The sequence below is a fragment of the Dorea sp. AGR2135 genome (assembly GCF_000420885.1).
Lineage (GTDB): Bacteria > Bacillota > Clostridia > Lachnospirales > Lachnospiraceae > Dorea > Dorea formicigenerans.
Map to the genome: position 1 here is coordinate 16,791 of NZ_ATVU01000025.1, position 23,624 is coordinate 40,414.

The window sequence follows — 23,624 nt, forward strand, 5'->3', positions numbered from 1 at the left end:
GTATCATGGGATTATTGAATCTATCTGAACGTAAAAATGCTGTATAATATTCGGTATAAAATATATTGAAAGAAGGAAAGAGGTCATGAAAAAAAACATGAAAAAATTGTATTCCTTATTGCTTGTACTGGCATTGACTGTTTCGATGGCTGCAGGATGTGGAAAGACAGAAAAAGGTACAACCAATAGTGACACAAAGAAAGAGGAAGAAGTAAAAAAAGAAGAGGAAAAAATTCCAGAGACAACGTATCCGCTGACAATAAAGGATCAGATTGGTAATGAAGTTACCATTAAGGAACAGCCAAAACGAATTGTTTCTGGATACTATATTTCTTCATCAACATGCCTTGCATTAGGATTGAAGGACAAACTTGTTGCGGTAGAAGAGAAGATTGACCAGAGGCCTATTTACAAGTATGCAGCAGCAGACATTATGGATTCAGTAGGAAATGTTGGATCAGCAAAGGCATTTGATCTGGAAGCATGTCTGGCGGCAGAGCCTGATTTAGTTATTTTGCCAAAGAAAGCACAGGATTATGCAAAGACTCTTACAGACATGGATATTCCAACAATTGTTGTTAGCCCGGAAAGTCATGATGAATTAGTAGAAATGATTAAATTAATAGGTGAAGTTACAAATAGTAATGATAAGGCAACTGCAATGACAGATAAGTATGATGAAATTTTAGACAAAATCAATGGTATGACCAAGAAGTTAAGTGATGATAAGAAACCAGTTGTCTATATGTGTGGAACAAACTCTTATTTGACAACGGCTCCAAAGGATATGTATCAGGCATCTTTAATTGCAACTGCAGGAGGAAAGAATGCAGGAGATGTATTGGATGGCGATTCATGGGTAGACGTTTCTTATGAGCAGATATTAGATATGAATCCGGATTATATTATTATTCCAACGAACAATATGGCAAACGGACAGCCGGATTATACAGCCGAAGATGTTATGGCTGATGCAAATCTTGCAGAGGTAACAGCGGTAAAGAATGGTGATGTTTACAATATGCCGGCGGGGTATGAGGCATGGGATTCACCGGTGCCATCAGGAGTATTAGGTATGCTTTGGATGACAGCTACATTACATCCGGATTTATATTCTATGGATGAATTTGCAGATGATGCGGCAGATTTTTATAAAACATTTTATAACTTTGACATTGATAAATCATCTATTACAAAATAAGATAGTAATATGAAGAATAAGGAACGAAGAAAATTAATAAGGTTATTTAGTGAAATTATTGTGGCAATTTTTATTGCCACAATAATTTCTATATGCATAGGGAAATATTCTATAGCTTTAACTGATATATGGAATATTATCTGTGGAAACGAAAACGTGTCACTTCTGAGCAGAAAAGTATTTTTTACATTGCGCCTTCCGAGAACATTTATGGCGATTATGGCAGGAACCGGACTTGGACTTGCCGGAAGTGTATATCAGATTATTTTCAAAAATCCATTGGCCTCACCAGATATTATAGGAATAGCAGGAGGTGCAAATTTAGGAGCAGCATTGGCAATTGTAGTTTTAACTTCGTCAGGAATGATGGAAATTGCGATGGGATCTTTTATTGGAGGATTTCTTGCAGTTCTTGCAGTAATGTTTCTGGTACGGGCAACTCGGTCTCGCGCCACAGCGACTTATGTACTTGCGGGAATTGTAATAAATGCAGTTTCCAAAGCTGTCATTATGGGGCTGAAATATTTTGCAGATCCGGAAAATGAACTAGCGGCAATGGAATATTGGGAAATGGGGACATTAGGCAACACAACAGCTGCAAAAGTTATGACTGTGTTTCCGCTGTTTTGTGTCGGAGTAATTGGAATTATCCTGTTACGCAGACAAATAGAAATGCTGGCATTGAGTGATAACGAATGCCGGGCACTGGGGATGCGTATTGGAATTGTGCGTACCATTATATTATTATTATCAACACTTCTTGTTGCAGCTATTATATGTGTTACAGGACTTATTTCATTTGTAGGACTGATTGCACCACATATCGCGAAATTAATATTGAAAAGAAATAATTTTAATACCATGGTATTAAGTGGATTTATTGGGGCAATTGTGATATTAGTGGCAGACATATTTGCAAGATTACTATATAGTGTCGAACTTCCGATTTCCATATTAACAACAGTGATTGGTGTTCCTATGCTGATATATTTTCTGTGTGAAAAAGGAAAGGAACAGCTGATATGATGACAGGGCTTAGATTACGGAACATTTCTGTAAACTATGGAGAACGCAAGATTTTGAAGAACTTAAATCTTGATATTCCAAGAGGAGAGTTTTGCGGTCTTTTAGGTTTGAATGGAAGTGGAAAAACTACATTACTCCATGTAGCATGTGGGTTTTTACCCATGCAGGGGGAATGTTATGTAGATGGCGAAAATTGTAAAAATCTTAATGAACGACAGCGTGCAAGAAAAATTGCATTTATACCTCAGATTTGCAGCCTTGCCGGAGGCCGAGATGCTATAGATGTGGTGTTGATGGGATATAATCCCTGGTTGAACATATTGGAATCACCGTCTGTAGAACAAAAAAAGCAGGCACGAGAAATAATGGATAAATTAGGGTGTCTGCATTTGGCAGATAAGGATTTTGGAGAACTTAGCCAGGGGCAAAAACAAATGGTTATACTAGCACGGTGTATTGCACAAAATGCACCTGTTATGCTTATGGATGAACCTGACAGTGCGCTGGATTTTCTGAATAAGCATATCGTACTAGAGAAAATCCGGACCGTAGTCAGAGATGGAAATAAGGCCGGTCTTATCACAATGCACGATCCCAATTTTGCAATGGAATATTGTGACAGACTGTTTTTGCTCAAAGATGGAAAAATCGTTACACAGATACATATGAAGACAGATTCGAAAGAAAAAATAAAAGAAAGTCTGTCCATGATTTATGGGGAAATTGAATTATTGAAAAACGGAAAAGAATATTTGATGGGGAAAAGGCAGGATGTATAAAAAGGATTACGCAAAAGAAATCTGGAAGCTTGCGTATCCAGTTGCATTATTGACACTGATGCAAAAAATAGGCTCCATTTTTGAAGGAATTCTTCTCAGTGTACATAGTACAGAAGAACTTACCATATCTTCTATCTGTGGTCCATACATTTCGATTATTACAACAGTAAGTTATGGATTGGCAATTTCAGTTAATGTCGTCATGGCGAAGATTTTTAAGAATCCGGATAGAAAAAAGGATGCGGGGGATATATTAAAAGGGATATTATTGCTGACCTTTATATTGGGAATTTTGATATCTGTAGTTGTCAGCACGCGGCTGTATTTTGAGTTCGCGAATATGACAAATTTACGTAAAACAGCATATCTATATATGGTTCCGTATCTTCTTGGAAATCCTGTAATCCTTTTATATAGTATTCTGATTGCAGCATTCAGAGGACTGGGAGATTCTAAAACGGGAATGTGGATGACATTTATTGCAGTACCAATACAAGTAGGTACAGCATATTTATTGTATAAACTATTTGGTTTCATAGTTCTGGGATATGGAATGATTTTGTCCCGAATCACAGGGTGTGTGTATGGGATACTGCAATACAACAGATATAATTTAACTGTTTTTACTCATTCAAAAGTGACGATATCCAGAGCCTTAATTCAGGAATTTGTAAAGCTGGCTGCGCCCATAAGCTTATCAAAAGTAATCAGTCCAATAGCAAATGTAGCATTGAATCAGATTATGCTGGCAATGGGAACTAATCTTGTGGCTGTTGCAGGATTGGGGAATCGATTGTCTTTGTTGTTTTATCTTCCGGCAACAGCTGTAGGAAGTGCTGCAGTAACTTTGATTGCCGGAAATAATGATTATAAGGAGCGAAGACAGCTGATAAAGCAGTTGTGTGTGACGAGTGTATTGCCGACAATTGTCATTATCATTGTTGCATTTTTCGTGAGGGGGCAGCTTTCGCAAATGTTAACTGCGGATGCTGCAATGCAGCAGGCTGGAAAAGTATATTGGACAATTAGTCTTTGGGCATATCCGTTTGTAGCAATAGAAATGACAATGACTTCTGTTTTACAGGCACTTGGCTATGGATTCCCGACACTGGCAATTACAATAGTCAGACTGTTAGGTGTGCAGATACCATTGACATATTTGGCGAGGTATGCCAATCTGGGAGCAAAAGGAGTATGGGGAGCTTATGTAGTCAGTAATGTAGTATCTATGAGTGTAAGTGTAGTTTGGGGAATCAAGAAAATGAAAGGAAGAAAATAAAATGAATGCAATAGATATTGTAAAAGAACAAGTAAAGGCATATGAAAAGGGAATTGCACATGCAGTTGTTACTATTGTGCATTCCGATGGCTCTACACCACGTACAAATGGTAAAATGCTTGTATACTCAAATGGGGCAACGAAGGGAACCATTGGAGGCGGGAATGTGGAATGTATAGCAACATCAGATGCATTGCAATGTATTCGAGAAGGGTGTAACCGATTGAAGCAATATGATATGACTTCGGAAGCGTCAGAGACTGGAATGACCTGTGGGGGAAATGTCAGTGTTATGATAGAAGTGTTTACGGTACGTCCTGTTTTGGTTATGTGTGGAGCGGGACATATAGGAGAAGCAGTTTTGCGTCTGGCTTCGTTTGTCGGGTTTGATACGATATTGGTGGACAATCGAGAAGAAAAAGATATTGCTGAAAAAATTGTTCTGGCAGACAGGTTTGTTAAGGTTCATGACTACGAAGAGGATTTAAAAAATGTTGACATACCTGATGGAGCGCATTATGTAATAGCGACACAGGGACATAGCTTTGACGGAGATGCATTAGCGGCTGTGCTGACAAAGAAATATGCATATGTGGGAATGATTGGAAGTTCTTTGAAGATTAAAGCTTTATTTGAAAAGATGGAAGAGAAAGGCATTTCGAAAGAGGAATTAAATAAGGTGTATACTCCGATTGGGCTGGATTTAGGAGGCGAGTCTCCAGAAGAAATTGCAGTATCTATTATCGCAGAAATTCTTATGATAAAAAATGGCCGTACAGGAACACACTGGACGGGAAAGGAAAAATAGTATGAATAAAATAGCGATTCTCGATGCTGCGACTCAATCTGTACAATATCAGGATGATGATGGAACGGAATATGGACGTGGACTTGCGGTGAAATTGCTGAAGCAATATATGACTGATAATGTGTTTGTGATAACTCCGGGGCTTTTGACAGGTACACCTGTGCCTTGTGCTACGAGGGCAACAATTGTTGGGAAAAGTAAAGAAGAACGGGAGATTTGTGTCAGCAACATTTCAGGAGACTTTCCACAAAAACTGGCTTCTATGCATTTATCAGGTATTGTGATTAAAGGAAGCTGTAAAGATAAAAATACAATTATTCACATAGAAGAACAAAAAATTTCATTTTTGGATTTTCCAGAATTACAGGGGAAAAGTTGTAAAGAGATGGTATTCTGTATTCGTGAAAAATGGGGGAGGGAATGTGCCATTATCGGGAGAGGACCAGCTTCTGATCACTATTATCCTATAAGTAGTCTGTTTGTTACTTATCCGTATGGGAAACCGGAATACAGTTGTCCTCGAAGTAGTACAGGGGCAGGACTTGCAAAAATAGGAATCCGGGCAATTGTGCTGGAACGGAATCAGTATTTTCGGGGAGCCTGTGAAAACAGGGAAGGGCTTCAAAGCAGCGGTAAGCGGTTGGCAAAATATATTTTGGACGATCCAATCTGTGGAGGAGCATTGCCCGGACTGGGGTCTATTACATTGCTTCACCTTTTAAAAAATGAGAAGAATCTAGAAGAACTCTTACAGGAGAAGAGAAAAGAAGAGAAGGAAGAAATAGAAAAAAGTGGGGAAAGAATCAATTATTGCTGTGCGCCTATGTGTGTTATCGGATGTCTGAACCGACACAGCAAAGGGAATGGAAACATTTATTCATCACCAGAGGAATCCGAAATTAAGGCAGCAATTGAGCGATGTTTTGCACAGGATATGGAAAAGGAACAGTTAGAGTCATGTACTACATATTTATCCCAGAAAGGTATGGAATCAGGATTGAATATGATAGAACTCGTATTTGCTATGAGGTTATATTTTGACGCTGAAAAAGAAAAACCTTCTTTGGAACAGATTCTTCAATTAGTTAGAGAAGTTGAGGCAGCTACTGTGTTGGGACGAGTTCTTGCAGGGGGAACCAGACGCGTGTGTGAAGTGTTTTCCGATGAAACACAAATCCAGGGAAGAGCGACGAAAAAAGCAGTGACGAAGGAACGAGATTATCAGTTAAAAATAGATCTGGAATTGTTGTACCAGGAAATATTTTTGTTTGAGAATCTGGGTATATGTATATTTAGCTCTTTTGCATTACTGAATAAAGAGGAACCATTACGGTTGCTGGCAGAACTATATAAGGACAAAACGGGCAGAGAGATTACAGTAGAAGAAATGCTTCAATATTCTGCGCAATGTTTAAAACAGGAAGAGGAACTATGGAAAGAACTTAATATAGGAAATAATATCAAAGCAATACCAGAATTTGTTAAGGTATTATATAATTATTTTGAAAATACAAAAAATTAGTGCCTGAATATGAATGAAATAGGATTAACATGAATAATTTAAATTTGAAACAATTGGAAACATTTGTAACAGTTGCGGAAAAAGGAAGCTTTACGAAGGCGGCAAATGCTCTTTATATGGCGCAGTCTACAGTCAGTAATCATATACAGCAATTAGAAGAATCGTTAGGATTGATTCTTTTTGCTCGAGATATGAAAAGAAATATAAGTCTGACTCCCGATGGGAATCGAATTTATCAATTTGCAAAAGAAATATTACTGCGCTGCTCTGAATTGGAAGAAACAATACTGGAAAATAAAAAAAGTCAGTTAATTATTGGAGCGTCCACAGTGCCAACAGAAAGTATATTGCCAGAATTAATACATAAATTTATAAAAACACATCCTAATTGTCGATTTGTTGTAAAAAACGGGGACAGTGACCAGATTCAGAGAATGTTGACTGATGGAGAAATATCAATAGGGTTTGTAGGGACATCTGATAATCGCCAGGAAATTATTTATGAAAAGATTACGGAGGACAGATTTGTAATGATTACTCCGAATACACCAGGTTATGTGAAACTGCATGAACAAGGTGTGTATGGAAAAGAATTATTAAATAAACCTTTGATATTTAGAGAAAATGGTTCGGGAACACAGAAACTTATTGATAATTATCTGGGGAGTATGGATGTGACAGAAGATAATTTAAATATTGTAGCATACGTATCTAGTTCTCAATTACAGAAAGATCTGGTGAAAATGGGGACAGGAGTGGCTATTCTTTCCGAATATTCTACGAGAGATCTGGTGTCGTCAGGAAGAGTACTCAGATTTGAAATGGAGCGAAACTGCCTGAGCAGAAATATTTATATGGCAAAGGATAAAAAGGGAATCCTGAATTCTCTCGCATTGGAATTTGATAAATTTGTAAAATCTAATTTTAAATTAAATTAATAATGGCTATTGCTACTATTGGTTCACACATAATAGGAGTGGAATAAGTTTAGTTTAATTCAACATTTCTTTCAGGAAAGACAATTTACAGATATGGTATCAATGGTATTATAGAGGAAGGGATGAAAACAGATTGTGTGGAAGATGTAAAAGATATAGCAGGATTGAATGAAAAATAGTCATAAAAATACTATACTAAGAGAGGGTGCAATGGTTGTGTTACCAACTATAGCACCCTCTCTTCAGGTGGATTCAAGAATGCTAAAGCATTCTTGAATTATTTTACAGGCAGGAAGCGTAAGCTGCTTCTGCACCTTCTTCACGGATCTTCTTAAGATCAGCGACAATCAGTTCTTCCAGTCCTTTGATTTCTGTCAAATCCTGATCCCACATATCTTTGTTGGAAAGTACAGCTTTTACAAGTTCTTCTGCACTGTCATCTTTGTGTGCATAGTAGAAGTCAAGTGCCCATGCATCGTCCTGTACTTTGTACTCATTTCCTTTTGGTCTCTTGCATACCAAAGCTGCATCTTCACGTCTCTGAATATCATTTGAGTAGAATGCAATGTAAGCTGCAAGGCTCATTGCCAGGCAAGTAGGAATCTCACCTTTTTCGTTGATATACTCAAGGAATGAAGGCATGTTACGAGCTTTCCACTTAGATGTTGAGTTCAGAGAAATGCTCATAAGCTCATGATTTACAAATGGGTTGTTAAATCTGTCTGATACAGCAGCTGCAAAGTCAAGCAGATCCTGTTTGTCCAGTGGAAGCGTAGGGATAATCTCATCGTAAAGCATTTTGTTCATGAAGCCTTTGATCGTTTCGTTGTGCATGCAGTCACGAACGATGTCCTGTCCAGACAGGTAAGCACCAAGAACGAAACCTGTATGAGCACCGTTCAGGATACGAACTTTTCTCTTCTTGTATGGAGTAACATCCTCTACAACATGTACATTTAAACCGGCTTTCTTGAATGGAAGCTTATCTTCAAGACCTGCAGGTCCTTCGATGATCCATACACCAAAGATCTCGCCGACATCAATCAATTCATCGTGATATCCATTTGCTTCTTCCATTTTCTTAACTTCTTCTGCATCACGTACGCGTCCTGGAACGATACGGTCTACCAGTGTAGAACAGAATGTGTTCTTCTCATTGATCCATGTTTTGAATTCTTCTTCAAGTCCCCAGTCATCAATGTACTCGTTGACACATTTCTGGAGTTCTTTACCATTGTTGTCGATCAGCTCACAGCTTAAAACTACAACGCCATCTTTACCTGCTTTGTAACGCTCATAAAGTACACGTGTCAGTTTGGCAGGGAAGCTGATTGGAGGACACTGGTCAAATTTGCTTTCTGACTCGTGTACGATACCGGCTTCTGTTGTGTTGGATACGATATACTCAAGGTCGTCACTCTTGGCAAGCTCAAGAACTGCGTCGAAATCATCATATGGATTGATACATCTGCTTGCAGAAGAGATGACACGTTTTAAGTCAACTTTCTCCCCTTTTTCACTTCCGCGAAGGTACAGTGTGTAAAGTCCTTCCTGGTCGTTGATGAGTTTTGTAAGTCCCTGTGCGATTGGCTGAACTAATACAACTTTTCCGTTCCAGTCAGCTTTTTCATTTGCACAGTCAAAGAAATAATCTACAAATGCACGAAGGAAGTTTCCTTCTCCGAACTGCATAACTTTCTCTGGTGCGGATTCTTTGATATATCCGTTATAACCTGATTTCTTAAGAACTTCGTAATTTAATGTTTCCATGATTGAGTTTCTTCCTTTCTTAAATTGATGAGATATGATTTTTACAATGTTACACCCTGTTTAAAGATTGCCATATCGTGGAATCCGGCGATTTCGGATTTTACTTCTTTACCGGAAGCAACTGCGATAACTTCATCGAACAGTTTTTCTGCCAGTTCAGGAAGAGTATCCCCTTCTACCAGGGTTCCACAGTTAAAGTCGATCCAATTCTGTTTTCTGTTATTTAATGAAGAATTGGTAGAAATCTTCATAGTTGGTACAGGACATGCGAACGGTGTTCCACGACCTGTAGTAAACAGTACAATGTGTGCACCGGAAGCAGCCAGTGCAGTAGAAGCAACCAAGTCATTTCCAGGAGCACTTAAGAGGTTCAGACCTTTTGTCTTAACCTGTTCTGCATAAGACAGTACGTCCATGACCGGAGCACTTCCGGATTTCTGAGTACAGCCAAGAGACTTGTCCTCAAGAGTGGAGATACCCCCTTTTTTATTTCCAGGAGACGGGTTTTCATAAATTGTCTGATTGTGACTCTGGAAATATTGTTTAAAGTTATTGATCAGATCAACTGTCTTTTCAAATAATACTTCGTCTTCACAACGGTTCATTAGCTGAGTCTCAGCACCGAACATCTCAGGTACTTCTGTAAGAACAGTACTTCCGCCTTTGGAGATAAGAAGATCGGAAAATGCTCCTACGACCGGGTTGGCTGTGATACCGGAAAGTCCGTCAGAGCCACCGCATTTCATACCAATGACCAGTTCGCTGCAGTCAATGTCTTCACGTTCAAAGCTTCCAACATAAGCGGACAGATCTTCGAGAATGTTAAGTGCATCAGCAATCTCATCTTCACTTTCCTGAGCAACAAGGAAACGGACACGTTTCGGATCATAGTCGCCGATGTAATTCTTCAGTACATCAATATTACTGTTCTCGCAGCCGAGTCCAAGAACAAGGACACCGCCGGCATTCGGATGATTGATCAGATCAGACAGAATCTTGCGGGTATTCTCCTGATCATCTCCCATCTGGGAGCATCCATAAGGATGTGGGAATGCAAAAATTCCTTCTACAGATCCCTGTACATACTTCTGAGCCTTGCGTTCGATCGCAGTAGCAACGTTATTTACACAGCCTACAGTCGGAATAATCCAGATTTCATTACGGATGCCGACTTTTCCGTTCGGTCTGCGGTATCCTCTGAAAGTGCAAGGAGCTGTCGGGGTAAGTTCTGTAACAGAACGATCATAGGTGTAAGTAAGCAGATCTCCAAGTCCAGTCCGAATATTATGTGTGTGAATCCAGCTTCCGCAGCTGATGTTCTCCTTTGCAAGACCGATTGGACAGCCATACTTGATAACCTGAGCATCAGCAGGAATATCAGTCAGAGCAAACTTGTGTCCCTGGGGAATGTCCTCACGGAGAGTAACCTCTGTACCGTCCACATCTAATGTACGATTTGCAGATAAAGGAGTAAGTGCAACTGCAACGTTATCATTCTGGTGAATTTTGATAAATTCTTTCATGATAAAATCCTTTCTCTTAAAAAATGATGTTAGTACTAGTAAATGATGAAGGAGACATTAAAAATTCTAATCATCATGAACTCACGATGAAAGGTATATCTCCGACATCTGAATTTGTTATAAAATAAACGTGTAAGCGCTTACACTAAAAATACATCATTTTGATGTTTAGGTCAATAAAAATGACAAATCAATTTTGCCCAAAAAGCATTTTTGGAAAAATGCACAAAAACAAGATAACAAATTTGTCGAAAAGATTGCTTAAAAACCATTGATTTCATATGTGTAGTTGGGGTAAAATGTAATAAATGTAAGCGTTTACAATATAGACGATGCAAGCATAAAACACAGGAGGAAAGAAAAATGAAGAAATTTATGGACGAGGATTTTCTATTAACAAGTGATGCGGCAAAAAAACTTTATCATGATTATGCAGAGAACATGCCGATTGTAGATTATCATTGCCATATTAACCCACAGGAGATCTGTGAAGATAGAAAGTTTGAAAATATCACACAGGTATGGCTCGGAGGAGACCACTACAAGTGGCGTCAGATGCGTTCCAATGGTGTAGATGAGAAATATATCACAGGTGATGCTACAGATCGTGAAAAATTCCAGAAATGGGCTGAGACTCTTGAAAAACTGATCGGTAATCCACTGTATCACTGGAGTCATCTGGAGTTAAAGAGATACTTCGGATATGAAGGATACTTAAACGGTGAGACAGCAGAGGAAGTATGGAATCTTTGCAATGAGAAGCTTGCACAGGATGATATGACCGTAAGAAATATCATTAAAAAGTCAAATGTAAAATTAATCTGTACAACAGATGATCCGATTGACACTCTTGAATATCATGAGAAACTTGCAAAAGACGATACATTTGATGTAAAGGTACTTCCGGCATGGAGACCAGATAAGGCTATGAATCTGGAGAAACCAGAGTATCTTGATTACCTTAAAAAGTTAAGTGAAGTCAGTGGAATTGAAGTAAAGAGCTTCAAGACTCTGATCGAGGCGCTTGTAAAACGTATGGACTATTTCCAGGAGAGAGGCTGCTCTGTATCAGATCATGCTCTTGAGTATGTAATGTACGCACCGGCTTCCGAGGAAGAAATCGAGGCAATCTACAGCAAACGTCTTGCAGGTGGAGAAATCACAAAAGAAGAGGAACTGAAAGCAAAGACAGCCTTTATTCTTGCAGTTGGAAAAGAATATCATAAACGTGACTGGGTAATGCAGCTTCATTATGGCTGCAAACGTGACAATAATGTAGTACGTTATAAACAGCTTGGACCAGATACAGGATATGACTGCATCAATAACTATGCACCATCTTCAGAAATGGCAGATATGTTAAATGCACTGTCTGATACAGATGCACTTCCTAAGACAATTCTGTACTCTCTGAATCCGAACGACAATGAGTCTATCGGAACAATCATCGGATGCTTCCAGAATGAGAAGACCGTTGGAAGAATCCAGCAGGGTAGTGCATGGTGGTTCAATGATCACAAAGTTGGAATGACAGCTCAGATGACATCACTTGCAAACCTTGGTATTTTAAGTAACTTTGTAGGAATGCTTACAGATTCCAGAAGTTTCTTATCTTACACACGTCATGAATATTTCAGACGTATCCTTTGCGAGCTGATTGGAGGATGGGTAGATAACGGAGAGTATCCGGATGATTACAAGACACTGGAAAAGATTGTAAAGGGAATTTCTTACAACAATGCAGTGGAGTACTTTAAATTTGACGTATAGGAATTAGAAGCGTAGTAGGAGTTTTTGCATATGGCAGTGAACATTTATGATGTCGCAAAATTATCGGGAGTGTCCATTGCGACGGTTTCAAGAGTGGTAAATGGAAGTACAAAGGTCAGTGAGAAGACCAGAAGAAAGGTTCTTGATGTGATGGAACAGTGTGGCTATACGCCAAATGTGTTTGCAAGGGGACTTGGACTGGATTCTATGAAGACCATCGGGATTTTGTGCCCGGATATATCGGATGCATTTATTGCACAGGCAGTGGCATTCCTTGAAGAACGTCTGCATCAGTATGAATATGACTGTATTCTGGGATGTAGCGGTTACGACCTGGAAGCGAAAGAGGCACATACGAAGATGTTACTGTCGAAGCGGATTGATGCGCTTATTCTGGTAAGTTCTACTTACGCAGGTCGGGAAGGTCACCCGGAAGATGTGGAATACATAAAAGAAGCTGCAAAGCAGACACCGGTATTTCTGATCAATGGATTCGTAGAAGGAAAGAATATCTACTGTTCTTTTTGTGATGATTTTAAGGCAACATATGATGTGACGAGTGGATTTATCCGTCGAGGAAAGAAGAAAATCTTATTCTTGTGTGATTCCTATTCATACAGCGCATCGAAGAAGATGGCGGGGTATGAGGCCGCTCTTCGCGATGCCGGATATCCGATTCGCGGAGAATTAAAGTTCTATACAAAGAACAGGATTCATCATGTCAGGGATATGCTTCTTTCACATAAGAATCTGAAGTTTGACAGTGTTGTTGCAACGGATGACGGACTCGCGATTGGAGCACTTAAGTATGCGAATGTGAAAGGACTTAAAGTACCAGATGATATTGAAATTGCAGGATATAATAATTCGCAGCTTTCGGTAGGCTGTGAACCGGAATTAACTTCTGTGGACAATCATCTGGAGAAGATGTGTAATGACACTGTAGATTATATGTTAAGGGTTCTGCAGGGAGATACTGATGTGCCACCGCAGAATGAAGTTGTATGCGAAATCAAAAAGAGATGTACGACGGATTTTTAAAATATGAAACTTAAAAATTAATTAAGAAAGTTTTTTGATTAAAAAGAAATAAAATAATTGCCAGATAACGACTCTAGGAAATATATCGTTATCTGGCATTTCTTATTCTCTACAATGATTCATGATAAAAAGCTATTTATAATTCGCTCTGTTCAATTAAAAGGTTACTGTCCCAATTCAGCAAGTAACTGCTTTTTAGTATTTAATAGAAGCTTTTTATATTGGGTAATTTGCTTATCTTTCATGCGGTCCTTTGGAGCAGAGATGCTGATAGCATATGGCAATTTGTGGTGTACACAGCCAAGGGATACAGCAATGCACCGGACTCCGATTTCCATCTCCTCATTATCCATGGAATATCCGTTGTTACGAATTGCACCGATGACCTCTAAAAAGGTATTGTAGTCAGTAACGGTATTGGCTGTATAAGTGCGTAATTCGCTCTGTTCCCAAATCTGACGGATCTGGTCATCATCCATATCAGCAAGAATTGCCTTACCGACACCGGAACAGTAAAGAGGGATTGTTTTTCCGACCATAGATACCATACGAACAGAATTATGCGGTGCTTCTACTTTATCGATATAGACAGCGTTGATTCCTTCCATCTGTACGAGGTGAACAGTTTCGCCGGTCTGTTCAGCAAGATCCTGAATGTAAGGCCTTGCAATATCAATGAGACTGTTATGTGAAAGAACCTGATTAGAAAGACTGCAGATCTTAAAGGTAAGACTGTACTTGGAAGTATCCGGATCTTGTTTTACATAGTCCATGCAAATTAAGGAATTTAAAATGCGATGGACCGTACTTTTATTTAATTCCAGTTCATTACTGATATCAAGAAGACCGGAAGGTCCGGATCTGGCAAGCAGTTCAATAGTCCGGAAAATTCGGTCAGAGACCTGGATTGGATTTTTTTCACTCAATGTTATGACTCCTTAGATAAAACTATTTACAGTGGGATAACAGAGTTCCTCACTGTCTGTCATCTATTGTAGCATGATATAGAAGAAAGAGCAAAAAAAACTTGACTTTTTTATGAGTTCGTGTATAATTCATAGTAAAGAAAGGTTCACAATATGAAAATAGATTTCATAATGTGAAACCAAACATATAACCCCATAAGTAATTATATATCATCATCAGAACAGGCAGTCCAAAAGGACTGCCTGTTCACTTTCAAGAATGCTATTTATTCAAAATAAGAATGCTTAAATTGCCTTCATGGGTTGTTATCTGTCAGTGTTCTGCATAGATAAAATCTGGTCGATAATGTGGAATGCAACCTCTTCTTTATTCATAATTGGAAGTTCCAGAACTTCTGTATCTGTAATCATTGTGACAACATTGGTGTCCGTCTCAAATCCAGCTCCGTCAACTTTCAGATTATTTGCAACAACCATGTCAAGGTTCTTTTTTGCCAGCTTCTTTCTGGAATTCTCCAGCATATTTTCCGTTTCCATAGAGAAGCCGCAGAGGAATTGGCCGGGAACTTTATGTTCTCCAAGATATTTTAAAATATCATCTGTACGTTCCAGCTCAATGGAAGTGGAAGAATCCGATTTTTTGATTTTCTCATCAGCTATGTGGACTGGCCGGTAATCAGCAACAGCGGCAGCTTTGAAGATCATGTCCATACCGGCACTTCTTGCAGTAACCTCTTCGTACATATCTTTAGCAGAGATGACAGGGACGGTCGTTATAAATGGCGGTGGAGTAAGGGCAGTTTTACCTGTGACTAAAGTTACATCTGCACCGCGAAGCATACACACTTTCGCGAGGCTGTAGCCCATTTTCCCGGAGGAATGGTTGGTGATATAACGCACTGGATCGATTGCCTCCTGAGTAGGACCGGCGGTGACCAGTACTTTTTTCCCACGCAAGTCTTTTTTACATGCTATACATTTTAAAATATATTCGAATAAATCTTCTGGTTCCGGCATCTTTCCGGCACCGACATCACCACAGGCAAGCCGGCCATTAGCCGGAGTGATGACCTCCATACCATATTTTTTAAGGAGCTTTAGATTGTCCTGAGTGACAGGATTCTCATACATTCCTGTATTCATGGCAGGAGCAATGATCTTAGGAGCTTTGCTTGCGAGAATAGTTGTAGTGAGCATATCATCAGCCAGTCCGTGTGCAAGTTTTGCAATTACATTTGCAGTTGCCGGAGCAACCATGATGACGTCTGCTTTCTGAGCAAGAGCAACGTGTTCTACTTTGAATTCAAAATTGCGGTCGAAAGTATCTACAATACATTTATTGCGCGTCAACGTTTCAAATGTGATTGGATTAATAAAATTAGTGGCATTCTGGGTCATAATAACATGAACACAGGCACCGGTCTTTACAAGACGGCTGGCAAGCATGGCACTTTTATATGCAGCAATCCCACCGGTAACACCTAATAGAATGGTTTTATCTTTTAACATCATAGAAATAAACCTCTTTCTCTTTGTATGATTTATATTGATGTTGGGGGCAAAAGCCCCAACTATGATGCCTACGGATTGTTCCGTGCTTTGCACTTCCACAATCCTCCCAATTATTCGCATATCGTGGGATTGCCATCCCACTTTTAGGCTCATATTGGGGCGGGTCCCAAGGTCTTTCATCCACTTATGAGCAAGCTCATGTGGATTTAGACCTTTTGACCCTGGCATCTTTATATTTCAACTATAGCGTGTTTGGCAGTCTCTTGCAAGATGAGGAGACACAAAGGGATGACTTTTTTTTGAGAAAATGTTAAAATTAGTGAAACAGTTCTGGAATATCAGGATATTTAGAGAGAGGAGAAAAGAATATGAAAAAAGCAGCGGTATTTTTGATGATATTAACGATAAGTGTTTCTAGCGCAGCGTGTGGCAATAAAGAAAAGGATGATAATCAGGCAGATGCGAAGACGGAACGAAGCCAGAATGCAGACAATTCTAAAGATAATGATAAAAGTGATACTCAGACGAAAGCGGCAGACAATAAGATGTACGAGTTATCTTCGGAGGACGATGTATGGACTATAAAAGTATCTGCACCAAAAGGATGTTCAGAGACAGACTTTTCTTCGGACACGGCAAGAGCATTTGAACGTATTGGAAATGTAGATGGAAGCAGTCTGCAATATGTGATGACTCTTAGGAATGCAGATATTTCCACTGTAGAAAGTGATATGAAGGAAGAAGTACAATATCTGTATACTGCAAATTCTGATGATACGATTCCGGCAATGGATACACAGAGCAGTGAATACAATGGGAAAATGTGGAATTATTTTTCCTATAATATGGAAGAGTTGAGTGGTTATCGTGTCTGGGTAGAATTGTCAGATGGTGATGTGTTTGCCTGTACAGTTGAGTGGATTGGAGAAGAGGAGACACCGGATGATATTGATACGGTCATCAAGACATTGTCTTCCTGTATTGCCGACTATGATGTATAGATTCTTCTTGAAAAGAAATGTACTTAATTTAATACTTGTATCTATAGTAGAACAGATGTTATAATTACTCGGTAATTGTATTGTATCCTGCATGGCAGGAATGATAACAAGGAGGTAATTGAATAATGAAAACAAAAAAACACGACACTCAGTGGATGGTCAGTGTTGCACTTATGGCAGCAATTGTCATTCTTCTGGCGAACACACCGCTTGGAATGATCCAGCTTCCAATTATTAAGGCGACAACCGTACACATCCCGGTAATCATCGGAGCAATTCTGTTGGGACCGTCAGCAGGGGCAATTCTTGGATTTGTGTTTGGTGTATGTTCATTGGTGAGCAACACAATGGCACCAACCCTTTTGTCTTTTGCGTTTTCTCCGTTCATGAGCACTACTGGAATTCCGGGAGCAATCAAGGCAATCTGGATTTCTGTAGGATGCCGTATGTTGATTGGAATCGCAGCCGGATGGTTATGGATTCTCTTTAACAAACTGAAAGTGAATCAGATCATTGCACTTCCAATCGTTGGATTCGTCGGATCTATGGTGAATACGATCACAGTTATGGGAAGTATTTATCTGTTATTTGCACAGCAGTATGCACAGGCAAAGGATGTAGCAATAAGCGCTGTATGGGGACTTGTTATGGGAACTGTTACAGCATCTGGTATTCCGGAAGCAATTGCAGCAGCAGTACTGGTGCTTGCAATCGGAAAAGTGCTGATCCAGGTATTAAAAAGAATGAATTTTTCATTTATTGACGCACAGACAGCAAAATAAACACTTAAATAAGCACTAATACGCCCCGCGGAAATTACCGTGGGGCGTTTGTATAATTTTCAATATTGTTAGAATTACGGATCTGGTAATGGTCTGTGATGGTATTACAGGAAGGGATATTCAAAATATTGTACAAAAAAATTAAAAAAGAGGACAGGACAATTTTGGAATTACAACAAAAATGGACCGATGGCTTTTGTAGCAAAACTTCGGAATGGGATTTTTAGAAATACAGGGGCATGCCTTTCTCCTGTCAATGCCTATCTGAATCTGATCGGTATTGAAACACTTGGACTTAGAATGGAACGTGAGTGCCAAAATGCACTGGAACTTGCACACTGGATTGCAGAGAATTATTCTGATATAATAGTAAATTATCCGGGACTGGAAAGTAGTTCCTGGCATCATGTTGCAAAAGAACAGTTTGAACATGGATATGGCGCAATTCTTACACTTCGCGTAGGAAGTAAAGAAAAGGCATTTAAATTTATTGACAGTCTTACAATCCCGTATATCATTTCCAACATAGGAGATACAAAGACGCTTAAAAATCAGAGACTAATCAGGAACAAGGTACAGGAGGAGAATGAAAATGGCAGAAAAGGTTGATTATGCTGCATTAAAAAAAGGTGGATTTATGAGACAAAAGCAGAAAGGTTGTTTTTCCTTAAGACTTGCAGTTGTGGGAGGAAATCTGACTGCTGAAAATATAAAGACAGTTGCAGAGGTGGCTGAAAAGTATGGACATGGATATGTGCATATGACTTCCAGGCAGGGAATTGAGATTCCATTTATAAAAGTAGAAGATATCAATGAAGTAAAAGAAGAGCTTGCAAAAGGAGGAGTCGGAACAGGTGTCTGTGGACCGAGAGTCCGTACAATCACAGCCTGTCAGGGCGCAGCTATCTGTCCAAGTGGCTGCATTGATACTTATACACTGGCAAAGGAATTAGATGCAAGATATTTTGGAAGAGAACTTCCTCATAAATTCAAATTTGGTGTTACAGGCTGCCAGAACAACTGCCTGAAAGCAGAGGAGAACGATGTTGGAATCAAAGGAGGCATGACAGTTGAGTGCAATCATGATGACTGTATCCAGTGTGGCGTGTGTGTAAAAGCCTGTCGCGAAGGAGCACTTCGCATGGAAGATGGAAAAATCGTCATCGATAGAGAAAAATGTAATAACTGTGCACGATGTGTAAAGAGCTGTCCAACAGACGCGTGGGTCGGCGAGCCGGGTTATATTGTTTCCTTTGGTGGATTGTTTGGAAATAAGATTTATAAAGGTGAACAGATTGTTCCGATCATCCGTGATAAAGAAACTCTTTTCAGAGTCACAGATGCGGCTATTTCATTTTTTGAAAAGCATGCAAATGCAGGTGAGCGTTTCCGACTGACACTTGAGAGAATCGGAAAGGAAGAATTCAAAAAAGAGGTTCGGGCTGCTTACGAAGGCAGATAGGTGTACTGACAAACAAAATGAAGATAAGAATCGAAAAGGAGAGAAAGAGCATGGCAGAAATACAATTTGACGACCAGGTAGATATTACAGATAAGGTTTGCCCACTCACATTTGTAAAAGCTAAAGTAGCAATTGAAGAGCTGGATGATGGTGAAGTCCTTGCAATTCGAATGAATGACGGAGAGCCTGTTCAGAATGTTCCAAGAAGTATGAAAGAAGAAGGACATAAAATCTTAAAGCTTGAGGATAATGCGGACGGAACTTATACACTGTATGTCAGAAAGGTAGAAGAATAATATGGCAGTACGGATCAACAAGGCTGATTTTGAAGAGAAAGTTTTAAAGAGCGATCTTCCGGTCATCGTAGATTTTTATTCTGATTCTTGCATAGCGTGTAAAAAGCTTGCACCGGTATTGGGAGATGTAGAAGATGATTATGAAGGAAAATTATATGTATATAAGGTGAATACCAATTTTGATAAAGAGCTGGCAAAAGAATATCATATAGCAGCGAATCCAACCCTTCTCTTTGTAAAAAATGCAGAAGTATTAGATCGAAAAATAGGAGCACACACTCTGGCAGAGCTTAAGACCTGGGTGGAAGCTTTACTGTAATAATATGGGTCAGGAGGAAGACATTATGATAATCGTAGTTTCAGGAGAAAAGAAAGAAGTAAAGGATAATCTGACATTACCGGAGTTGATCGAGCAGGAAAATGTAGAGATGCCAGAGTATGTAACGGTATCTATTAATGAAGAGTTTGTTCCTTCAGATGAGAAAGAGACAACCGTATTAAAAGAAGGAGACGTTGTAGAATTTCTTTATTTCATGGGAGGTGGATGTTAATGGCAATGACAGATGAACAGATTGAACGTTATTCCCGCCATATTATTCTAAAAGAAGTAGGCGCAAAAGGTCAGAAGAAGTTGCTGAAAGGGAAAGTTCTGATTATTGGAGCCGGTGGTCTTGGGGCTCCGGCAGCTATGTACCTTGCAGCAGCAGGAGTTGGAACAATCGGAATTGTAGATGCAGATGAAGTTGATCTGTCCAATCTTCAGAGACAGATTATCCATACAACAGCAGATGTAGGAAAAGCAAAGGTCAGATCGGCAAAAGAGACAATGAATGCCATGAATCCGGACGTTACAGTCAATACATACCGCATGTTCGTGGATTCTGCGAATATCAGAGAACTGATCCGGGATTATGATTTTATTATTGACGGAACAGATAATTTTCCGGCAAAATTCCTGATCAACGATGCATGTGTACTGGAGAAGAAACCATTTTCACATGCAGGAATTATCCGTTTTAAAGGTCAGCTTATGACATATGTTCCGGGAGAAGGGCCATGTTACAGATGTGTATTTAAAAATCCACCACCGAAGGATGCAGTTCCAACCTGCAAGCAGGCAGGTGTCATTGGAGCTATGGGTGGAGTCATTGGTTCCCTTCAAGCTATGGAAGCAATCAAATATTTGCTGGGAGTTGGAGATTTATTGACAGGTGCGCTGCTTACTTTTGACGCTCTGACGATGGAATTTCATAAAATTAAGCTTCCAAAAGATACTCATAACTGTGCAGTGTGCGGAGATCACCCGACAATTCTTGAGCCGATTGATTACGAACAGGAAGTATGTGAGGAGACAGCAGGCAGATTTGATGCACCAAGAAAAGAAGAGTAATTTGTAATCAGTGAAGAGGTATAAGTATGGCAATTATAAGAATGAAATATACACTTCTTGATGAGATTGCCCGGTATGCAACCGGGCATCTTCCAGAAGAAGCCTGCGGACTGATTGCAGGAAGCGAAGATGAAAATGGTCGTTTAATTGAAAAAGTTTATTACCTGACAAATGTTGATCATGCAGAGGATCATTTTACACTGGATCCGAAAGAACAACTGTCAGCAATCAAAGATATGAGGGCGAATGGATTAAAACCACTTGGTAACTGGCATTCACATCCATCCAGTCCGTCCAGACCGTCGCAGGAGGATATCAAACTTGCATTTGATTCCAATGCCAGCTATATGATCATATCATTTATGGCAGAAAATCCAGTGTTGAATTCTTTCCATATAGAAAAGGGTCAGGTGGAAAAAGAGGATTTGCGAATTTATTCAGATGAATATTATTTCTAAGTATAGTAAAAAGGAATAAAAAATGAAATTAAAAACGAAAGAATTGACAACCTGTGCACTGTTTGCAGCTTTGATCGCAATCGGTGCATTTATAAAAGTTGATATACCATTGCCAATGTACACCATGCACTTTACATTTCAATGGTTTTTTGTGTTGATGGCAGGTTTTCTGCTTGGTGCAAAACTTGCAACGGTTAGTGTGATCGTGTATCTTAGCATTGGCCTTGTCGGAGTTCCGGTATTTGCTGCCGGAGGTGGACCTGCATACATTTTCAGACCAGGATTTGGATTCTTACTTGGTTTTGTACTGGCAGCATTTGTCATTGGTACTATTACAGAAAAAGTAGGAAAAAATCATAAGGGAATGTTCTTAATGGCATCAGTTGCGGGACTGGTGACTTATTATACGATTGGAGCAATTTACTTTTATTGTATAAATAATTTTTATGCAGCAACTCCTGTGAGCTGGAGCGTTGTAGTTGTGGAATATTGTCTGATTACGATTGCACCGGATTTTATATTATGTGTATTGGCGACAGCATTTTCCTTAAAGCTCCGTCCAGTATTTCTTGGGATGATGCATGAGTATAGTATGGATCGGAAAGTGGTGTAATATGGCGTATTTTCCTATGTTTGTGAACTTGAAGGATCAGCCGTGCCTGGTGGTCGGCGGAGGGATGGTGGCATACCGGAAAGTGAAAGTACTTCTGGATTTTGAAGCCAGAGTGGTTGTAGTCGGAGAGAATATCTGCGATAAAATCAATGAAATTGTAAAAAAAAGTAATCAGTTAGAATTACAAAAAAAGTGTTTTGAAGATGCAGATTGTGATAATATGTTTATGGTGATCGCTGCAACAGATGATAAAGAATTGAATCACCATATTGCGGGAATCTGTAATTCAAAAGGAATTATGGTAAATGCTGTGGACCAGAAAGAGGACTGCAGCTTTATCTTTTCTTCATATATAAAAGAAAAAAATCTTATTGCAGCATTTTCGAGTGGTGGAAACAGCCCTGTGCTGGCACAATATTTAAAAAGTCAGGAAAAGGAGATCCTGACACCATTTCTTGGAGAATTGAATGAATATATGGGGAAGATCAGAAAGCGTGTGATAGAAAAGTATGACACAGAAGAAAAACGAAAAGAAATATTTAAAGAAATAGTAAATACAGCCATTGAAAATGGAGAATTGCCACAGGAGTAGATATGAGATACCGGGTAGGAACAAGAGGATCAAAGCTGGCGCTTGCCCAGACAAAGCAGGTTATTGAAAAATTAAAAAGTGCATTTCCGGAAGATGAATTTGATGTAGTAATCATAAAAACGACCGGAGATATGGATCAGAAAAGCCGGCTTGACCAGATTGGATCAAAGGGCATATTTGTAAAAGAAATTGAGGAAGAACTTTTGGAAGAGAAGATTCATCTTGCAGTACACTCTATGAAAGACATGCCAGATACAACGGCAGATGGATTAATATTTGCAAAGGCATGGAAGCGGGAAGATCCAAGAGATGTTCTGATCTTGAGAGAGGCAGTGTCTGTGGACGACCTTCCGAAAGGAGCTGTGATCGGAACGGGAAGCAAGCGTAGAAAGTATCAGCTTCTGAAAATCCGCCCTGATCTTAACATAGTTGGGATCCGTGGAAATGTAGATACAAGGATTCGAAAAATGCAGGAAGAAGAGATGGATGGAATTGTACTTGCCGCAGCAGGTATTAACAGACTAGGAAGAGAGCAAGAGATTACCTGCTATCTTGAGCCGGATCAGATGATTCCGGCCCCGGCCCAGGGGACACTTGCTCTGGAAGTAAAAGCAGATAATATACAATTGATCAGAAAACTAAATAGATTGTCTGATCAGGAAACAGATTTGTGCGTAAAAGCAGAAAGACAATTTTTGAAACAAATTGGAGGAAGCTGTCATCTTCCGGTAGGAGCATATTGCAAGATACAGGATGAAAAACTAGTATTAAGAGCAATGTTTGGAACGGAGGATGGGAAAAGACTGGCATATACAAAGGTGGAATCTGCAGTTTTAAATAAAATAGAAGATTCATCACAGATAGATGAAATCTGCAGACAGATTGCCAGAGAAGCAGTAGAAAAAATTCAAATACAATTAAGTCATGAAGAATAA

The 23,624-nt window shown here is 39.4% G+C and carries 25 protein-coding genes; 21 read left to right on the top strand and 4 right to left on the bottom strand.

Going from position 1 to position 23,624, the window contains the following annotated elements; all coding sequences use genetic code 11:
• Nucleotides 1–85: 85 nt before the first annotated feature.
• The 7 genes from G593_RS0113955 to G593_RS0113985 are packed head-to-tail and all read left to right on the top strand — an operon-like array spanning nucleotide 86 to nucleotide 7,553.
• Nucleotides 86–1,201 (top strand): ABC transporter substrate-binding protein, encoded by a 1,116-nt coding sequence (locus G593_RS0113955; protein WP_044994541.1) that lies wholly within the window; start codon nucleotides 86–88, stop codon nucleotides 1,199–1,201.
• A 9-nt stretch (nucleotides 1,202–1,210) separates the two neighbouring features.
• On the top strand, nucleotides 1,211–2,227 hold the full coding sequence (locus G593_RS0113960; RefSeq protein WP_029732096.1) for a FecCD family ABC transporter permease: 1,017 nt from the start codon (nucleotides 1,211–1,213) through the stop codon (nucleotides 2,225–2,227).
• A complete protein-coding gene (locus tag G593_RS0113965) occupies nucleotides 2,224–3,006 on the top strand; it encodes an ABC transporter ATP-binding protein (RefSeq protein ID WP_022278563.1) in 783 nt (260 codons plus the stop codon). The genes G593_RS0113960 and G593_RS0113965 overlap by 4 nt, the downstream gene beginning before the upstream one ends.
• Nucleotides 2,999–4,285 (top strand): MATE family efflux transporter, encoded by a 1,287-nt coding sequence (locus tag G593_RS0113970; protein WP_029732097.1) that lies wholly within the window; start codon nucleotides 2,999–3,001, stop codon nucleotides 4,283–4,285. The genes G593_RS0113965 and G593_RS0113970 overlap by 8 nt, the downstream gene beginning before the upstream one ends.
• Nucleotide 4,286: 1 nt before the next feature.
• A complete protein-coding gene (locus G593_RS0113975; RefSeq protein WP_029732098.1) occupies nucleotides 4,287–5,093 on the top strand; it encodes an XdhC family protein in 807 nt (268 codons plus the stop codon).
• A 1-nt stretch (nucleotide 5,094) separates the two neighbouring features.
• Nucleotides 5,095–6,615, top strand: coding sequence for an aldehyde ferredoxin oxidoreductase N-terminal domain-containing protein (locus G593_RS0113980; RefSeq protein WP_029732099.1), 1,521 nt, complete (start codon nucleotides 5,095–5,097; stop codon nucleotides 6,613–6,615).
• Nucleotides 6,616–6,644: 29 nt separating this feature from the next.
• Nucleotides 6,645–7,553 (top strand): selenium metabolism-associated LysR family transcriptional regulator, encoded by a 909-nt coding sequence (locus G593_RS0113985; protein WP_029732100.1) that lies wholly within the window; start codon nucleotides 6,645–6,647, stop codon nucleotides 7,551–7,553.
• A gap of 282 nt (nucleotides 7,554–7,835) precedes the next feature.
• On the opposite strand, the gene G593_RS0113990 is transcribed toward G593_RS0113985, so the two are convergent.
• Complete coding sequence (locus G593_RS0113990) at nucleotides 7,836–9,323, bottom strand: tagaturonate reductase (RefSeq protein WP_022278569.1); 1,488 nt, start codon at nucleotides 9,321–9,323, stop codon at nucleotides 7,836–7,838.
• 41 nt (nucleotides 9,324–9,364) lie between these two features.
• Nucleotides 9,365–10,846, bottom strand: a complete 1,482-nt coding sequence (locus G593_RS0113995; protein ID WP_029732101.1) for a UxaA family hydrolase — start codon at nucleotides 10,844–10,846, stop codon at nucleotides 9,365–9,367.
• A 363-nt stretch (nucleotides 10,847–11,209) separates the two neighbouring features.
• On the opposite strand from G593_RS0113995, the gene uxaC reads away from it, so the two are divergent.
• Nucleotides 11,210–12,616, top strand: coding sequence for a glucuronate isomerase (gene uxaC, locus G593_RS0114000; protein WP_029732102.1), 1,407 nt, complete (start codon nucleotides 11,210–11,212; stop codon nucleotides 12,614–12,616).
• A gap of 30 nt (nucleotides 12,617–12,646) precedes the next feature.
• Nucleotides 12,647–13,657 (top strand): LacI family DNA-binding transcriptional regulator, encoded by a 1,011-nt coding sequence (locus G593_RS0114005; RefSeq protein ID WP_044994544.1) that lies wholly within the window; start codon nucleotides 12,647–12,649, stop codon nucleotides 13,655–13,657.
• Between the two features lie 164 nt (nucleotides 13,658–13,821).
• On the opposite strand, the gene G593_RS0114010 is transcribed toward G593_RS0114005, so the two are convergent.
• Nucleotides 13,822–14,583, bottom strand: coding sequence for an IclR family transcriptional regulator (locus G593_RS0114010; RefSeq protein ID WP_022278573.1), 762 nt, complete (start codon nucleotides 14,581–14,583; stop codon nucleotides 13,822–13,824).
• A gap of 306 nt (nucleotides 14,584–14,889) precedes the next feature.
• Complete coding sequence (gene coaBC, locus G593_RS0114015; protein WP_029732105.1) at nucleotides 14,890–16,095, bottom strand: bifunctional phosphopantothenoylcysteine decarboxylase/phosphopantothenate--cysteine ligase CoaBC; 1,206 nt, start codon at nucleotides 16,093–16,095, stop codon at nucleotides 14,890–14,892.
• Between the two features lie 368 nt (nucleotides 16,096–16,463).
• On the opposite strand from coaBC, the gene G593_RS0114020 reads away from it, so the two are divergent.
• The 12 genes from G593_RS0114020 (at nucleotide 16,464) to hemC (ending at nucleotide 23,624) form a co-directional block, all read left to right on the top strand.
• Complete coding sequence (locus G593_RS0114020) at nucleotides 16,464–17,096, top strand: hypothetical protein (protein WP_022278575.1); 633 nt, start codon at nucleotides 16,464–16,466, stop codon at nucleotides 17,094–17,096.
• 125 nt (nucleotides 17,097–17,221) lie between these two features.
• Nucleotides 17,222–17,878 (top strand): ECF transporter S component, encoded by a 657-nt coding sequence (locus tag G593_RS0114025; RefSeq protein ID WP_005335357.1) that lies wholly within the window; start codon nucleotides 17,222–17,224, stop codon nucleotides 17,876–17,878.
• A 189-nt stretch (nucleotides 17,879–18,067) separates the two neighbouring features.
• Complete coding sequence (locus tag G593_RS0114030; RefSeq protein WP_005340822.1) at nucleotides 18,068–18,487, top strand: PLP-dependent transferase; 420 nt, start codon at nucleotides 18,068–18,070, stop codon at nucleotides 18,485–18,487.
• Nucleotides 18,471–19,340 (top strand): 4Fe-4S binding protein, encoded by an 870-nt coding sequence (locus G593_RS0114035; RefSeq protein ID WP_029732106.1) that lies wholly within the window; start codon nucleotides 18,471–18,473, stop codon nucleotides 19,338–19,340. The genes G593_RS0114030 and G593_RS0114035 overlap by 17 nt, the downstream gene beginning before the upstream one ends.
• Nucleotides 19,341–19,390: 50 nt before the next feature.
• Nucleotides 19,391–19,636, top strand: coding sequence for a sulfurtransferase TusA family protein (locus G593_RS0114040; protein ID WP_005340819.1), 246 nt, complete (start codon nucleotides 19,391–19,393; stop codon nucleotides 19,634–19,636).
• 1 nt (nucleotide 19,637) lies between these two features.
• Nucleotides 19,638–19,955: a thioredoxin family protein gene (locus G593_RS0114045; RefSeq protein WP_005340815.1), complete on the top strand. Its 318-nt coding sequence runs from the start codon at nucleotides 19,638–19,640 to the stop codon at nucleotides 19,953–19,955.
• A gap of 25 nt (nucleotides 19,956–19,980) precedes the next feature.
• A complete protein-coding gene (gene thiS / locus G593_RS0114050) occupies nucleotides 19,981–20,187 on the top strand; it encodes a sulfur carrier protein ThiS (RefSeq protein ID WP_005340813.1) in 207 nt (68 codons plus the stop codon).
• Nucleotides 20,187–21,026 carry a HesA/MoeB/ThiF family protein gene (locus G593_RS0114055; protein WP_005340812.1) on the top strand — a complete coding sequence of 280 codons (840 nt, stop codon included), beginning with the start codon at nucleotides 20,187–20,189 and terminating at the stop codon, nucleotides 21,024–21,026. The genes thiS and G593_RS0114055 overlap by 1 nt, the downstream gene beginning before the upstream one ends.
• 26 nt (nucleotides 21,027–21,052) lie before the next feature.
• The gene (locus G593_RS0114060) at nucleotides 21,053–21,484 is read left to right on the top strand and encodes a M67 family metallopeptidase (protein ID WP_005340810.1); all 432 of its coding nucleotides are present in this window, start codon (nucleotides 21,053–21,055) and stop codon (nucleotides 21,482–21,484) included.
• A gap of 22 nt (nucleotides 21,485–21,506) precedes the next feature.
• Nucleotides 21,507–22,097: a biotin transporter BioY gene (locus G593_RS0114065; RefSeq protein ID WP_005340808.1), complete on the top strand. Its 591-nt coding sequence runs from the start codon at nucleotides 21,507–21,509 to the stop codon at nucleotides 22,095–22,097.
• Complete coding sequence (locus G593_RS0114070) at nucleotides 22,066–22,689, top strand: precorrin-2 dehydrogenase/sirohydrochlorin ferrochelatase family protein (RefSeq protein WP_242827100.1); 624 nt, start codon at nucleotides 22,066–22,068, stop codon at nucleotides 22,687–22,689. Before G593_RS0114065 ends, G593_RS0114070 begins: the two co-directional genes overlap by 32 nt.
• A 2-nt stretch (nucleotides 22,690–22,691) precedes the next feature.
• Nucleotides 22,692–23,624, top strand: a complete 933-nt coding sequence (hemC, locus tag G593_RS0114075) for a hydroxymethylbilane synthase (protein WP_005340804.1) — start codon at nucleotides 22,692–22,694, stop codon at nucleotides 23,622–23,624.